11 protein-coding genes are annotated in these 14,857 nt (G+C 71.7%); 4 read left to right on the forward strand and 7 right to left on the reverse strand.

Annotation, left to right across the window (positions count from 1 at the left end):
• The first annotated feature begins 303 nt into the window (after window positions 1–303).
• Complete coding sequence (locus ABZ374_RS14450; protein WP_360310647.1) at window positions 304–1,848, forward strand: ABC transporter substrate-binding protein; 1,545 nt, start codon at window positions 304–306, stop codon at window positions 1,846–1,848.
• A gap of 58 nt (window positions 1,849–1,906) precedes the next feature.
• On the opposite strand, the gene ABZ374_RS14455 is transcribed toward ABZ374_RS14450, so the two are convergent.
• Window positions 1,907–3,424, reverse strand: coding sequence for a hypothetical protein (locus ABZ374_RS14455; protein WP_360310649.1), 1,518 nt, complete (start codon window positions 3,422–3,424; stop codon window positions 1,907–1,909).
• Window positions 3,425–3,711: 287 nt separating this feature from the next.
• On the opposite strand from ABZ374_RS14455, the gene ABZ374_RS14460 reads away from it, so the two are divergent.
• Window positions 3,712–4,404 carry a bifunctional DNA primase/polymerase gene (locus ABZ374_RS14460; RefSeq protein WP_360310651.1) on the forward strand — a complete coding sequence of 231 codons (693 nt, stop codon included), beginning with the start codon at window positions 3,712–3,714 and terminating at the stop codon, window positions 4,402–4,404.
• Window positions 4,405–4,496: 92 nt separating this feature from the next.
• Here ABZ374_RS14460 and ftsY read toward each other — a convergent pair whose 3' ends face one another.
• Window positions 4,497–5,681 (reverse strand): signal recognition particle-docking protein FtsY, encoded by a 1,185-nt coding sequence (ftsY, locus tag ABZ374_RS14465; protein ID WP_360310653.1) that lies wholly within the window; start codon window positions 5,679–5,681, stop codon window positions 4,497–4,499.
• A gap of 201 nt (window positions 5,682–5,882) precedes the next feature.
• Here ftsY and ABZ374_RS14470 point away from each other — a divergent pair, with 201 nt between their 5' ends.
• On the forward strand, window positions 5,883–6,878 hold the full coding sequence (locus tag ABZ374_RS14470) for an LLM class flavin-dependent oxidoreductase (RefSeq protein WP_360310655.1): 996 nt from the start codon (window positions 5,883–5,885) through the stop codon (window positions 6,876–6,878).
• 82 nt (window positions 6,879–6,960) lie between these two features.
• Here the strand turns inward: ABZ374_RS14470 and smc are convergent, their stop codons facing one another.
• Both smc and ABZ374_RS14480 read right to left on the reverse strand, forming a co-directional pair.
• Window positions 6,961–10,632: a chromosome segregation protein SMC gene (smc, locus tag ABZ374_RS14475; RefSeq protein ID WP_360310657.1), complete on the reverse strand. Its 3,672-nt coding sequence runs from the start codon at window positions 10,630–10,632 to the stop codon at window positions 6,961–6,963.
• Between the two features lie 366 nt (window positions 10,633–10,998).
• Window positions 10,999–11,205 carry a hypothetical protein gene (locus tag ABZ374_RS14480; RefSeq protein WP_078975259.1) on the reverse strand — a complete coding sequence of 69 codons (207 nt, stop codon included), beginning with the start codon at window positions 11,203–11,205 and terminating at the stop codon, window positions 10,999–11,001.
• A gap of 352 nt (window positions 11,206–11,557) precedes the next feature.
• Here ABZ374_RS14480 and ABZ374_RS14485 point away from each other — a divergent pair, with 352 nt between their 5' ends.
• Window positions 11,558–12,379: a CAP domain-containing protein gene (locus ABZ374_RS14485; protein WP_360310659.1), complete on the forward strand. Its 822-nt coding sequence runs from the start codon at window positions 11,558–11,560 to the stop codon at window positions 12,377–12,379.
• Window positions 12,380–12,416: 37 nt separating this feature from the next.
• Here ABZ374_RS14485 and ABZ374_RS14490 read toward each other — a convergent pair whose 3' ends face one another.
• The 3 genes from ABZ374_RS14490 to rnc all read right to left on the reverse strand — a co-directional run bounded on the left by ABZ374_RS14490 (window position 12,417) and on the right by rnc (window position 14,842).
• Window positions 12,417–13,016: a hypothetical protein gene (locus tag ABZ374_RS14490; RefSeq protein ID WP_360310661.1), complete on the reverse strand. Its 600-nt coding sequence runs from the start codon at window positions 13,014–13,016 to the stop codon at window positions 12,417–12,419.
• Window positions 13,017–13,042: 26 nt separating this feature from the next.
• Entirely contained in the window at window positions 13,043–13,921 is an 879-nt protein-coding gene (gene mutM / locus ABZ374_RS14495; RefSeq protein ID WP_360310663.1) for a bifunctional DNA-formamidopyrimidine glycosylase/DNA-(apurinic or apyrimidinic site) lyase, read from the reverse strand.
• Window positions 13,922–14,113: 192 nt separating this feature from the next.
• Window positions 14,114–14,842, reverse strand: coding sequence for a ribonuclease III (gene rnc / locus ABZ374_RS14500; RefSeq protein ID WP_355544790.1), 729 nt, complete (start codon window positions 14,840–14,842; stop codon window positions 14,114–14,116).
• Between the last annotated feature and the right edge of the window lie 15 nt (window positions 14,843–14,857).

Below are 14,857 nucleotides of genomic sequence, written 5' to 3' on the forward strand. Positions count from 1 at the left end.
ACCATCGGTGTCCGGGAGGCTCGTTCGCCGTGTGCGGACGGGCTTCCCGGCCCGCTCCCGGGCAGCCGGGACGCACCCGCGTTCCGACACGATTCAACGACCCTCTGTAACGATGTAACAGATCGGCTCACAGGGCGTGCAACTTACGCCCCTTGGTCCTACGGTGTGCCGCACGCGGTACCGATTCGGCTGTTCCCGCTCCACGCTCATGGCTCCCGGCACCACATGTGTTGTTCCCCGGCGGAGGTGGCAAGAACGTTGTCTGCACGACGCACGACCGCACGTCGCACGACCATCGTCTCGATGATGGTGGTTCTCGGCATCACCGCCACCGCGTGTGGCGGTTCGGACGACTCCAACTCATCGGGCGGCAAACAGTCGACCGTCCAGGGCGAGGCCAAGGCCGGCGGCAGCATGACCATGCTGGCCGTACAGGACTCCGCCTCCCTCGACCCGTTCAAGGCCGCCTCCGTCGCGGTGGCCGACGAACCGCGGCTGGCCGCGCTGTACGACCCGCTCTTTTATATCGACGCGGCGGACAACTCGGTCAAGGCACACCTGGGTGAGGCGCTGACCACCGCGGACAACGGCAAGACCTGGCAGCTCAAGCTGCGCCCGGGGGTCAAGTTCTCCGACGGCACGCCGCTCGACGCGGCGGCGGTCAAGCTCAACTGGGACATGCACGCCAAGGCGGAGACCCAGTCCCAGCACCGCCAGATAGCCGCGGCGCTGACCAGCAAGGTCGTCGACCCGACCACGCTGGAGATCACCCCGCTGGGCATGCCGAACGCCCAACTGGACCGCGCGATCGCCATCGACCTGACCTACATCGCCTCGCCCGCGTCGCTGGCCAAGGGTCCCGACGAGTACCGCAACAAGCCGGTGGGCGCGGGACCGTTCAAGCTGGAGAGCTGGACCCGCGGCAGCCAGCAGGTCTTCGTCAAGAACGAGAACTACTGGCAGAAGGACAAGGGTCTGCCCAAGCTGGACAAGCTGACGATCAAGAACGTGCCGGACGTCAAGCAGCAGTACAACACCGTCAACAGCGGTGGCGCGGACGTCTTCCTGAGCTCCGACAACGCGACCCTCGCGCAGGCGGAGAAGGAGGTCGGCGTCGTCCAGCGCTCGGTCGACGGCGGCCAGATGATCCAGTTCAACATGACCAAGCCGCCGTTCGACGACCTGCGGGCACGCCAGGCGGTCACCCTGGCCCTGGACCCGGCCGGCATCCCCAAGACGCTGTCCAACGGCTACGTGCCCGCGAAGGGCTACTTCGCCCAGAAGTCGCCGTTCTTCGACCCGGCCAACGTGCAGGCGAACCCGGACAAGGCCAAGGCCAAGCAGCTCTTCGACGAGCTGGAGCGCGAGGGCAAGAAGGTCGAGTTCACCTACCTCCTGCCGCAGAACCCCTCCTCGGTCAAGGTCGCCGAGTGGATGCAGACCCAGCTCGCCGAGTACAAGAACGTCTCGATGAAGCTGGAGCCGCTGGAGATCGGGGCGTACATCGAGAAGTACGCGCTGCGCAAGGACTTCCAGGCGATGCTCTTCCAGCAGTGGCTGGTCGACCCCGAGCCGCTGGCCTTCAACAACTGGTTCTCCAAGAGCCCGACCAACTTCGTCGGCTGGATCAACCCGGCCGTGGACGGCGCGCTGGTGGCCGGCCGCAGCTCGACCGACCCGGCGGCCCGCAAGAAGGCCTACTCGGACCTGCAGAAGGCGATGGTCGCCGAGCTGCCGTTGTGGACGTACGCCGAATCCTCGATCGGCGTGATATTCAACAAGAAGGTCACCGGCGTCGTGCAGTACAACACCGGCGTGTTCTTCATGGACCGGATCGGGCTGAAGTAGCCCACCGGCAACACCGTTCGGCCCCCGTCCGCCACGCGCGGGCGGGGGCCGACGCGCGTCACGCGGTCGGGAACGGCGCCTCGGGCAGCTCCCGGGCCACCCGGGCGGCCAGTTCGGCCACCGCCGGATCGGCCGGGAACCGCCCGGCCAACGCCTCCACGGTGCGCCGCAGTCGCACGATCAGCCGCTCCGAACGCACCCGGAAGGCGATCTCCAGGGCCGCCGTGGCCTGTTCCACCGCACCCGCCGCGTCGTGCTCGATCAGGTACACCGTGGCCAGGCCCACCTGCGCGAGCGCGAGGCTGCGCACGAACTCGCCGGTGCCCAGCAACAATCGCACGGTCTCGCTCAGTCGCTCCTTCGCCGGCGCCACGAACGCCGGTCGGGTATAGGCGAGATCGCGATAGGCGTGGCCGCTCTCGGAGAGCAGCTCGGCCCGATTGAAATAGCGGATCCAATCCGGTTCGGCCTGCGGCCGACTGTCCGCCAACGCCTGTTCGGCCAGTCCCAGTGCGCGTCGACATCGCTCCGCGTCGCCCAGCGCGGCGTAGGCACGCCCCTCCAGCGCGTACAACATCGCCTGGAGCCCGGCCCCACCGGTGTCCCGGCTGCCGTACTGGGCCAGGTGGATCAACTCCAGCGCGTCCTCGCCCAACTCGTAGTGGATCATCTGCCGGGACATCACCCCGAGCACATTGGCTCCGAACGGCGCGTCGTCGCACTCCTTCGCCGCGTGCAGGGCAAGCACCATGTACTTCTGCGCGCCCGGTTGCAGGCCGGTGTCGTAGGACATCCACCCGGCCAGCAGCGCCAGTTCGGCGGTCAGCCCGAGCAGTCGGGCCCGCACGGCGGGTGGGTGCTCGTCGCGCAACAGGTCGGTGAGCGCGTTGAGTTGCCCGATCACCGCCTTGCGCCGCAGCCCGCCACCGCCCTGCATGTCCCAGCGCCGGAACAGCCGGACCGACTCGCGCAGATGCTCGGTCGCGGACGCCGGCAACCGCGGCCGGCGCATGCCGGAGTCGGCAACGGCACCCGCGCCGGCACCCGGTACGACCGACGCGGGCGGCGGGGCCGGCGTCGCGGGCAACGCCGCGGACCAGCGCTGGAGCGGCTCGACCAGGTCGCGGCCCGCCGCCAGCCGCAGCGACGGCCCGACGAACTCCTGTCGGCCGAGCAGCAGATCACCCCGGGTGTATTCGCCGAGGATCTCGACCACCGTCTCGAACGTCCAGGGCAGGTCCACGCCGAAGTCGCCGTGCGGCTCGTCCGGTTCGCGCAGGCCCAGTTCGTCGATGCTGACCACCCGACCGAACCGTCGGGTGAACAACTCGGCCAGGATCTGCGGTATCGGCTCGCGCGGCTGCTCACCGTCCAGCCAGCGGCGCACCCGGGAGGTGTCGGTGCTCACATGCGGGGCCGACATCGCCCGTGCGTGCCGGTTCACCTGCCGGGCCAACTCGCCCTTGGACCAGCCGCTGCGCGCGAACCACGCGGACAGCCGGTCGTTGGGCTGTCGCCCGTGCTCCGGCTCGTGCTCGTCCGCGGAGCCGCCGTCCCGCGCTCGCGTCGTCGCCACCGCATCGCCCCCATGCCCTCAGCGGTCCGGCCGGTCAGGCGTCGGGCCCCGATGGGAACCGTACGCGCAGGCCCGTTCGCCGAACGTATTCCGACTCACCCGCAGGCATCGGTCGATGCGGCAAACGCCAGGCTTCGCCACCCCACGCGCCCGGGACGCGCTACGGGGGAGGCCGCGTTTGACTGATCGGCGACACAGTGCCGACGACGGCTGCCGGTCCCGTTCATATCGTGCGAACCCCGCACCCGTCGAGATGACCCGATGCGGTCACAGCGTAACCAAAAGTAATGAGTGCCGTTGGGGAGGACATGGACATCATGCTCGGATCGCGCCGGCGTACGCGGGCCGCACTGTGGCAGGCGGTGGCCGAGTTCGCGGAGGAACGCGGCTGGCCCGTGGCCCAGGGCGCGCACCTGGTACGCGACGGACGCGGCACCCACTGCTCGTGCGGCCGTGTCACGTGTGCCGCGCCGGGCATGCACCCGGCGGACCCGCGCTGGTCGGAGCGGGCCACCGCGTCGCCGGCCGCGGTGCGCTACCTGTGGTCGCAATGGCCGGACAGCACCGTCGTGGTGCCCACCGGTCGAGTCTTCGACGCGATCAGCGTGCCGCGGCAGGCGGGAACCCGGGCGCTGGTCCGGCTGGAGCGGATGGGCACGCCGCTGGGGCCGGTACTGGCCACGCCGACCGGGCGGGTCGCGTTCCTGGTCGCCCCCGGCGCGGCGGCCGAACTGCCGCACCTGCTCTACCAGATGGGCTGGGACGACGCCGAGTTGGACCTGCGCTGCCACGGCGAGGGCGACTACGTGTTCGCGCCGCCGTCGCCGATGGGCGTGCTCGGCCCGGTGGAGTGGATCCGCCCGCCCGACAACGGCGACCCGGCGCTCCCGGAGGCCCGCCTGCTCCTGGGCACCCTGGCCTACGCGTGCCACCGCAGGGACGCCTCGCCCAGTGGCCGGGGGCTGTGGCTGGCCTCCTGAGCGGGCGCGAAGAGCACGATCGACGAAACGACCGCGAGCAGCACAACGCCGGACGGGCCGACTCGGCCCGTCCGGCGTTCGTGTGCCACCCGTCAGTCCCCGATCAGCGCGTCCACGAACGCGGACGGCTCGAACGGCGCCAGGTCGTCCGGACCCTCGCCGAGGCCGATCAGCTTGACCGGCACGCCCAGCTCGCGCTGCACCGAGACCACGATGCCGCCCTTGGCGGTGCCGTCGAGCTTGGTCAGCACGATGCCGGTGATGTCCACCACCTCGGCGAACACCCGGGCCTGGACCAGGCCGTTCTGACCGGTGGTGGCGTCGAGCACCAGCAGCACCTCGTCGACCGGGCCGTGCTTCTCCACCACCCGCTTGACCTTGCCCAGCTCGTCCATCAGGCCGGTCTTGGTGTGCAGTCGGCCGGCGGTGTCCACGAGCACCGTGTCCACGCCCTCGGCGATGCCCTCCTTGACCGCGTCGAACGCCACACTGGCCGGGTCGCCCGCCTCCGGGCCGCGCACCGTGCGGGCGCCGACCCGCTCGCCCCACGTCTGCAACTGGTCGGCGGCGGCGGCGCGGAAGGTGTCCGCCGCGCCCAGCACCACGCTGCGGCCGTCGGCGACCAGCACCCGGGCGAGCTTGCCGGTCGTGGTGGTCTTGCCGGTGCCGTTGACGCCGACCACGAGCACCACGGCCGGCCGATCGCCGGCCTCGCCGCCGGTGTGCCGGGCGGTCTTGAGCGTGCGGTCCAGGTCGGGGCCGAGCAGGGTGAGCAGTTCCTCGTGCAGCAACGCGCGCAGATCGGCGGGAGTGCGGGTGCCCAGCACCTTGACCCGGGTCCGCAGGCGGTCGACCAGTTCCTGGGTGGGCGCGACGCCGACGTCGGCGGTCAGCAGGGTGTCCTCGATCTCCTCCCAGGTGTCCTCGTCCAGGTGCTCGCGCGCGAGCAGTGCCAACAGGCCCTTGCCGAACGTGGTCTGCGAGCGGGCCAGCCGGGCGCGCAGCCGGACCAGCCGCCCGGCCGTGGGCTCGGGAACCTCCAACAGGGCGGGTTCCGGCTCGGCCGGCACGACGACCGAGGTTTCCGGCAGATCGACCGTGTCGATGGTGCGCCGGGGCGCTTCGACGGTCGGGGCGGCCTCGTCGCCGACACCCGGCTCGACCGGTGTGCGCGGCGGCGCCGGCGGCACGCCCTTGCGGCGCGAGCCGACCACGAACCAGCCGGCGGCGCCGAGGACAACGAGGGCAATGACGACGATCAGGATCACAGTCTCCATAGGACCTCCAGTCTCCCAGACGGTTCGGCGACCGCCCGCGACCGGCCGTTCCCGGCGGGTCCGGGGCCGGCCGCACGCCCCCGACCGGGAGACCGTTGAATCCTGACACTGCGTCAGATAGCTTGCCCTTGCCAAGCACCGTCCGGCGGACGACACGTGACCGAGACGGCTTCGGCTCGACCCGGAAGGTGTTCACGCTCCATGGCTGTCACGAATCTGCGGTTCAACCAGGTCCTCCCCGGTCTCGACCGGCAGGAGATGTCCGCGCGCTACCGGGCCACCGTCGAGATGGCGGCCTTCGCGGACAAGAACGGGTTCGACATGATCAGCCTGGAGGAGCACCACGGCGCGGACAACGCGTGGAGCCCCTCCCCGCTGAGCACCGCAGGCGCGATCTTCGGCGCCACCGAGCGCATCGGCGTGATCGTCTGCGCGCTGCTCGCCCCCCTGTACGACCCGATCCGGCTCGCCGAGGACCTCGCCGTCCTGGACAACATCAGCGGCGGCCGACTGTCCATCGTCGCGGGCCTGGGCTACCGGCCCGAGGAGTACGCGGCCCTCGGCAAGGACTGGAAGCGGCGCGGGAAGATCCAGGACGAGGTGCTGGAGACGCTGCTCAAGGCGTGGACCGGCGAGCCGTTCGAGTACCGCGGCAGCACCGTCCGGGTCACCCCGAAGCCGTTCAGCGACCCGCACCCGATGGTCATGGTCGGCGGCACCGCCAAGGCGTCCGTACGCCGCGCGGTGCGCCTGCGACTGCCGTTCTACGCCGCGGCGCCGATCCCGGAGCTGGAGCAGTACTACTACGAGCTCGCGGCCGAGGAAGGCTTCGAGGGCGGCTTCGCGATCCTGCCGCCGGTCACCACCCGGATGATCTTCTGCACCGAGGACCCGGACAAGGCGTGGGCCGAGTACGGCGAGTACTTCCTGCACGAGGCCACCACGTACGCGGGCTGGCAGACCCCCGACATCGCGTCGGTGGTCGAGTCCGCGGCCACCACGGTCGACGCGCTGCGCGAGGAGGGCATCTACTGCTGCCTCACCCCCGACGAGTGCGTCGAGATCGGCCAGGCGGGCGGCCTGACCGACGCGCTGATCCTGCACCCGCTGGTCGGCGGCCTGCCGATCGACGCGGGCTGGGCCAGCCTGCAGTTGTTCAACGACAAGGTCATGCCGCGCAACGTGCCGGCCGAGTGACCCGGCCGGCCCGCTGACGCACGGCCCGCGAGCAGCGGCGGTCACACCCTCGACTCGACCGGGGTGTGGCCGCCGTTCGCGTTCACCCGCCCGCGGCCACCCCGCTCATCGGCTCGGCGTGCTCGGACGCGACCCGCCGATCCTCCTGACGCAGCCGCTGACTGATCACCGTGGTGACCCCGTCGCCGCGCATCGAGACGCCGTACAGCGCGTCGGCCACCTCCATCGTGCGCTTTTGGTGGGTGATCACGATGAGCTGCGAGCTCTCCCGCAGTTCCGCGAAGATCCCGATCAGCCGCTGGAGGTTCATGTCGTCCAGCGCCGCCTCGACCTCGTCCATCACGTAGAACGGACTGGGTCGGGCCTTGAAGATCGCCACCAGCAGGGCCACCGCGGTCAGCGAGCGCTCGCCGCCGGAGAGCAGCGACAGCCGCTTGACCTTCTTGCCCGGCGGCCGGGCCTCCACCTCGATGCCGGTGGTGAGCATGTCGTCCGGGTCGGTCAGGATCAGCCGACCCTCGCCGCCCGGGAACAGCCGCGCGAACACGCCCACGAACTCGCGCGCGGTGTCGTGGAAGGCCGCCGTGAAGACCTGTTCGACCCGCGCGTCCACCTCCTTGACCACGGTCATCAGATCCCGGCGGGTGTTCTTCAGGTCCTCCAACTGCTCGGTGAGGAAGTTGTGCCGCTCCTCCAGGGCGGCGAACTCCTCCAACGCCAGCGGATTCACCTTGCCCAGTTGCACGTGCGCCTTCTCCGCCGCGCGCAGCCGCTTCTCCTGCTCGGCCCGGACGTAGGGCCGCGGCAGCGCCTCGGGCGCATCCGGGGCGCGCTCCTCGCCCTCGGCCGGCGGCGACGGCGGAACAAGTTGGTCCGGGCCGTACTCGGCCAGCAGGCCCTCGGCCTCGATCCCGTGTTCCTCCAGGGACTTGGCCTCCAACTGCTCGACCCGCAGTCGCTTTTCCGCGCGCAACATCTCGTCCCGGTGCACCGAGTCAGTCAACTTCTCCAACTCGGCGGCGAAGCCGCGGGACCGGCCGCGCTCACGGGCCAGTTCGGCCTCGTGTGCGGCCCGGGCCCCCTCCGCCGCATCGCGTTCGGCCCCGGCCCGGACCGACGACGCCTCGACGAAGCGCAGCAGCACCTCGGTGCCCGCGAGCACCGCGCCCGCGATCCGCGCCTCCACCGCCATCCGCTCGCGTCGCCGGGCCGCGCTCGCCCGCGCCTCGCGCTCGGCCCGCGCACCCCGGTCGAGCGCGTCGGCCCGACCGACCAGCGACCGGACCCGCTCCTCGTGCGTACGCACCGCCAGGCGCGCCTCCATCTCGGCCTGCCGGGCGGCACTCGCGGCGCCCGCGAGCCGGTCCCGCTCGGCGGTGTCCGGCTCCTCGTCGCCCTCGGCCGCGTTGTACTCCCGCGCCGCCGCCAACCGGGCGTCGAGTTCCTCGGCCTTGAGCTCCTCCTGAGCGCGCGCCGCCTCGGCCGCGGCCACCGCGCCCGCCAACCGCTCGGCCTCGCCCGCCGCCGCCCGGGCCTGCCCGCCGAGCCGGCCCAACTGCCGAGCCGCCGCGGCCGCCTGGTGCTCCGCCTCGCGCCGCCGCGCGGTGATCCGCTCGACCTCGGCCGCCGCCTCCCGCCGGTTCGCCAGCGCACCGGCCAGCGCCTCGGCCGACCGCGCGCACCGCTCGCCCATAACCTTCGCCCGCTCGGTCGCCTCGTCCACCGCCGCCTGCACCTCCAGCAGACTCGGCGCACTCGCCGACCCGCCGTGCGCGAAGCCCTCGCCGACCAGATCGCCGTCCCGGGTGACCGCGCGCACCCCGGGCAACGCCTGGACCAACTCGGCGGCGGCGGCCAGATCCTCGACCACCGCGACCCGATCGAGCAGCGGATCCACCGCGCCGCGCAACCGGGGCGGTACGGACACCAGGCGCGTCGCGTAGACCGCGCCCGCCGGCAACTCCGGCCACGCCGCCGGCCCACCGGCCGTCGGCCCGTCCGCCTCGACCCCGCCGAGCAGCAGCGCGGCGCGACCCGCGTCGTCCTCGCGCAACAGCCGCAACGCGTCCACGGCCGGCCGCACACCGGTCACCGCGACCGCGTCCGAGGCCGCGCCCAGCGCCGCCGCGATCGCCTGCTCGGCCCCGTGCTCGACGGTGAGCAGCGCGGCCACCGTGCCCAGCACGCCGGACAGCCGATCCCCTGCGGCCAGCAGCGCGCCGGTGCCGTCCTTGCGCCGGAGCGCCGGCTCCAGCGCCTCCTTGCGCGCGAGCACCGCCGACCGCTCCCGCTCGGCCTCCTGCTCCGCGTCGCGGGCGAGCACGAGCGCCTCCTCGGCCTCGGCCAGCACCTCCCGGGCCGCGGCCAACCGGGCCTCGATCGCGGCGAGTCCCCCGCCGCCGTCCGGGGCCGTGCCGTCCTCGGGCGGCCCGCCCTCGACACCCAGCCGAAGCTGCTCGTACTCCTCCTGCGCGGCGACCGCCCGTTGCACCGCCTCGTCCCGCGCGCCGACCAGGCGACCGATCTCGGCCTCCGCCGCGGCCACCCGACTGCGCGCGGCGCCGACCCCGCCGACCAGCCGGGCCAATCCCTCGCGGCGATCCGCCAACGCCCGGGCGACCTCCCTGAGCCGGCGTTCCTCCTCGACCAGGGCACCTTCGAGTTCGGCCCGCCGCTCCACCGTCTCGGCCAGTTCGACCTGCGCCGATTCGAGTGCGGCGGCGAGTTCGGCCTCCTGCTCGCGGATCCGCTCCGCCTCGCGCTCCATCTCCTGCGGGTCGCGTCCGCGCCGCTCGTCGGCGGGCGGCGAGCTCGCGTGCCGGACCCGCTGCCGGGCCAGCCCCGCCGTGCCGCGCACCCGTTCGGCCTGCGCGGACAGCGCGTACCAGGTCTCCTGCGCCCGGGCCAGCCGCGGCGCCATCGCCCGCACCTGGGCCTCCAGTTGCGCCTCCCGCGCCTGGACCACCGCGAGTTCGCGCTCCACCGCGGTGCGCCGCTCGCGCAGCGCGGCCTCGTCCGCGACCTCCTCGGCCAGCGCGCACCGCAGCCGTACCAGGTCGTCGGCGAGCAACCGCAGCCGCGCGTCCCGCAGGTCGGCCTGGATCGCCGCCGCCCGGCGGGCCACCTGGGCCTGACGCCCGAGCGGCTTGAGCTGCCGGCGCAATTCGTTGGTCAGGTCCTGCACCCGGGTCACGTTGGCCTGCATCGCGTCCAGCTTCCGCAGCGCCTTCTCCTTGCGCTTGCGGTGCTTGAGGACACCCGCGGCCTCCTCGATGAACGCGCGTCGACCGGCGGGATCGGCCTGCAACACCGAGTCGAGTCGCCCCTGGCCGACGATCACGTGCATCTCCCGACCGATGCCGGAGTCGGAGAGCAGTTCCTGGATGTCCAGCAGCCGGCAGGTGCTGCCGTTGATCTCGTACTCGGAGCCGCCGTTGCGGAACATCCGCCGGGCGATGGTGACTTCGGAGTAGTCGATGGGCAGCGCGCCGTCGGTGTTGTCGATGGTCAGGCTGACCTCGGCGCGCCCGAGCGGCGGTCGGCCCGAGGTGCCGGCGAAGATGACGTCCTCCATCTTGCCGCCGCGCAGTGTCTTGGCACCCTGCTCGCCCATCACCCACGACAGCGCGTCGACCACGTTCGACTTGCCGGAGCCGTTGGGTCCGACCACACAGGTGATTCCCGGCTCGAAGCGCAGCGTCGTCGCCGACGCGAAGGACTTGAAGCCACGCAGGGTCAGACTCTTCAGGTGCACGCGACGAAAGGGTAGTCGGCACGACCCGGACGATTCGCCCGCTCGGTCCGTCCGAGGGCGTGTCGAGCGCCACGGATGGGGGTATCAACCGCTGGAAGCGAGCGGGTGGGCACAAGGGGGCAGGGCGGGGACGGCAGCAGGGGAATCGAAGTACCGGGTGCGCGGATCACGGCGCGCGCCACACGGGTCGCGCGGGATCGGGACCACGGGTCGCAACCACGGAGCCGGACGCAGGAGCCGGAGACCAGCCGGGAGCAACACCCGGCCACCAACCGGATGACATCCCGGGTAACGGGCGGAACACGACCGTGGCCGGAAACGACAAAGGGACGCCTGAAGGCGTCCCTGGTTATCGCTTGCGCGGACCTACGCTCGCGAAAGCGCGGGTTCTGCCGCGGAGACGTCGAAGCCGGCAAGCAGCTCGTCCGAAGCGGCGGCGTTGAGCGCGTCGTTACGCTCCTGGGCACGGACAAGTTCCGTTTCCAGGTCACGAACACGCTGCTGGAGCCGTCGATTCTCGGCGAGCAGTCGGGGATCGGGGCCGCCGACGTAACCGAGAAGCGCCTTCGCCATGAGAGGGTCCTCCACGCTGAAAATGAATGACCACGCAGATTCGCGGGTCTAAATGTGGCACCCGGCCGCAAGGCTCCTGATAGGGTGCGCGGGCTTCCAGCGTCGCACCAAAATCGCAGGAGGTCAATATCATAACGGCACGATAACGAGACCTTCACCCGATCAAACGCGGTTCGACCGCGGACTGGGGTGACGGCTGTCGTGCTGGGTGTACGAGATCATCTTTCGACCTCCCCAGTCAAGAAGATTCCGGTTGTCCGTCAACTCTGGTCGGCTGTGCCCTAGAGTCACTCCGGCATGTCACCCGTTCGGGTGAGTGAATATCCCCTGCCGGAAGGTGACGCAACCCTCCATGGCTCGGCACAGTCGTACCTCGGCCTCGGCCCACCCGCATCGACGACGCGCGAAGTCGCGCCGCCGCCGTCTGGCTCCGTTGATCGCCCTGTTGGCCCTGCTCGCGGTCGGTGGCACAGTGGCCGGCCTGGTCGTCTCGAACCGGGCGGGCGAGTCCTCCGCCAATCGGGTGGCGGGCGCCGAAGGACCCCTTCCGGGGCATGCCCTCGACGGTTCCGCCGCACCGGGCGCCGTCGGCGCCGACCGCACCGGCGACGAGGCGTCCCGCAGTCTGCTCCCGGGCGCGGCGACCAGCGGCCGGACCGCGCTGCCCACGGGGAGCACCGCGCCCACCACGAGCACGACGCCCGGTGCGCCGACCACCGGCGCGACCGGCGTCCCGAGCCGGACCGCGACGCCGAGCAAGCCCGCCGGCACCCCGAGCACGAGCGCGTCGAACCCGCCGAGCGGCCCCGAGGACAGGGTGCTCGCGGTGGTCAACGAGGAGCGCGCGACCGCCGGCTGCGGCCCGGTCAAGAACGACGCCAAGCTGGTCGCCCTGGCCCGCGCACACAGCGCGGACATGGCCGCCCGCGACTACTTCGACCACAACACCCCCGAGGGCCTGACCCCGTGGGACCGCGCCGAGAAGGCCGGCGTGACCTACCTGGGCGCGGAGAACATCGCCCGCGGCCAAAAGACCGCCGACGCGGTGATGCGGGCCTGGATGAACAGCCCCGGCCACCGCCGCAACATCCTCGACTGCAGCCTGACCAAGATCGGCGTCGGCATCAAGGAGGGCGGCAACGGCCCTTGGTGGACCCAGGAGTTCGGCCGCTGACCCCGGGCGTTTCCGGCAGACGGCGCGGGCCCGTTCCTCAGCGCGGCCCGACGCCGAGCCGATCCGCCAGCAGACCGAACACGTACAGCCCGGATTCGCCCTGGTTGCGGGCCAGCACCAGGTCGACCGCCTCCGCCGCCGCCGTGCGACCCGCCGCCCGTGCCCAGCGCACCGCCGCGTCGACCACCTTCGGCCGGGCCCGGTCCAGCACCTCGCCCACCTCGTCGCGCAGTTGGGCGTAGCGTTCCGGTCGCCGCAGCTCGCCGCCGTCGAAGACCTCCGTCCCGGTGCGCGCCGCCTCCAGTTCGAGCCGGCCCATCGCCAGGTGCGCCGCCGCCTCCCCCGGATTGAGCCACGCCTCCCAGGCGCCCTCCTCGCTCACCCCCTGGACGTGCGCGACGTGCGTCTCGAAGACCCAGCACACCAGCACCGGCGAGTCCGCCTTCGCGGCCAGCGCCTCCAGCCACGGCCGCTCGAACGCGAACGGGTCGTCCCCGTGCCGCACATGCGTCGTGGTCCAGCCGTCCGGCGACTCCCACATCGTCCGGGCCGGGTGCGCCGCCGTGTCCACGTGCGGCGCGTATTCGGACAACGGCCGCGCCCCGCGCACGACGACGATGTCCCCGTTGAATCCCATGACACGCGCTCCCTGGATTGCGGTGCCTACGCCCCGGCCGTCGGCTTGCGTGGCGTGCGCTGACAGACCGGACAGAAGTAACTGCTGCGATTCATGAACGAGATCCGTCGGATCGGCGTCGCGCACCGGTTGCACGGCTCACCCTCGCGGCCGTAGGCGTCCAGGGCGCGGGAGAAGTAGCCGCTCTCGCCGTTCACGTTGACGTACAGGCTGTCGAAGGAGGTGCCGCCCGCGGCCAGCGCGTCGGTCATCACGTCCCGCGCGGACGCGAGCAGCAACGTGGTCTGCGCGAGGGTGAGGTTGCCGGTCTGCCGGGCACCGTGCAGCCGGGCCCGCCACAACGCCTCGTCGGCGTAGATGTTGCCGATCCCGCTGACCAGGGACTGGTCCAACAGGGCCCGTTTGATCTCGGTGTTGCGCCGGCGCAGCGCCGCGTGGAAGAGCGCGTCGTCGAACAGCGGGTCCAACGGATCGCGGGCGATGTGCGCCATCGAGGGCGGCAGTTCGGCGCCGCCGCGCTCGACCGCGAGCCCGCCGAACGTGCGTTGGTCGACGAAGCGCAGCTCGCGCCCGCCGTCGGTGAAGGTGAACCGCACGTGCAGGTGCTTCTCCCGGGGCGCCTCGGGCGGTTGCACCAGCAGTTGGCCGCTCATGCCCAGGTGCGCGAGCAGCGCGTCCTCGGGGTCCTCGGCCTCGGGCGCCACCAGCGGCAACCACAGATACTTCCCGCGCCGTCGGGCGGCGTGCACCCGGGCGCCGACCAGCACGTCGGCGAAGTCCACCAGGCCCGCCGAATGGCGCCGCACGGCACGCTCGTGGGTGACCTCGACGTGCGCGATGGTGCGACCCACCACCCACTTCTCCAGTCCGCGACGGACGACCTCGACCTCGGGCAGTTCGGGCACCTTGCACTCCCCCTGGGGACGGCACAACCGGAGACGACACGACGGGAGACGGCCTCGACCCGCGACGCGAGAAACGTCGGCGGGCCGGTACCGGGAATGCGAAAATGCCTGCCGGTAGGTGAGGTCGTGCCGGGCGACCGTGAGGTCGGTGACCGGTTCGAACTTACCTATCGGCAGGCATTGGCTCGGAGACTACGCGGTGGCCGGCTGCGTGCCGGAACCGTCTCCGTACTTGGCCCGGATCGAGTGCCAAGCGCTTTCGGCGGCCTGCTGCTCCGCCTCCTTCTTGCTCCGCCCGACACCGGTGCCGTAATCGACACCCGCGACCCGGGCGAGGGCGGTGAAGGTCTTCTCGTGGTCGGGACCGGTCTCGGAGACCACGTATTCGGGCACTCCGATTCCCGCCGCGGCGGTCTGCTCCTGGAGACTGGTCTTCCAGTCCAGGCCCGCGCCGAGATTCGCCGACTGCTCGATCAGTGGATCGAACAACCGGTGGATCAGTTCGGTCGCCGCGTCGAGACCCTGGTCCAGGTACACCGCACCGAGGATGGCTTCGAGGGTGTCCGCGAGGATCGAGGACTTGTCTCGCCCACCCGTGCCCACTTCACCTCGGCCGAGCCGGATGAAGGCGCCCAGGTCGAGTCGCCGACTGACGCCCGCCAGGGCGCGCGAGTTGACGACGGCGGCCCGCAGTTTCGCGAGCTGACCCTCGGGCAGGTCGGGGTGCCTGCGGTACAGCGTGTCGGTGACGACGAGACCGAGCACCGAGTCGCCCAGGAATTCCAGGCGCTCGTTGGTCGGGAGCCCGCCGTGCTCGTACGCGTACGAGCGATGGGTGAGGGCGCGTTCCAGAAGGGCGGCATCGAGCGACCAGCCCAGCCGCCCTTCCAGATCCGCGTATTGCGCGAGTGATTCCGTCACCGGAACGACCACCGG

The sequence above is a fragment of the Embleya sp. NPDC005971 genome, assembly GCF_040629175.1.
In the GTDB taxonomy this organism is placed as follows: domain Bacteria; phylum Actinomycetota; class Actinomycetes; order Streptomycetales; family Streptomycetaceae; genus Embleya.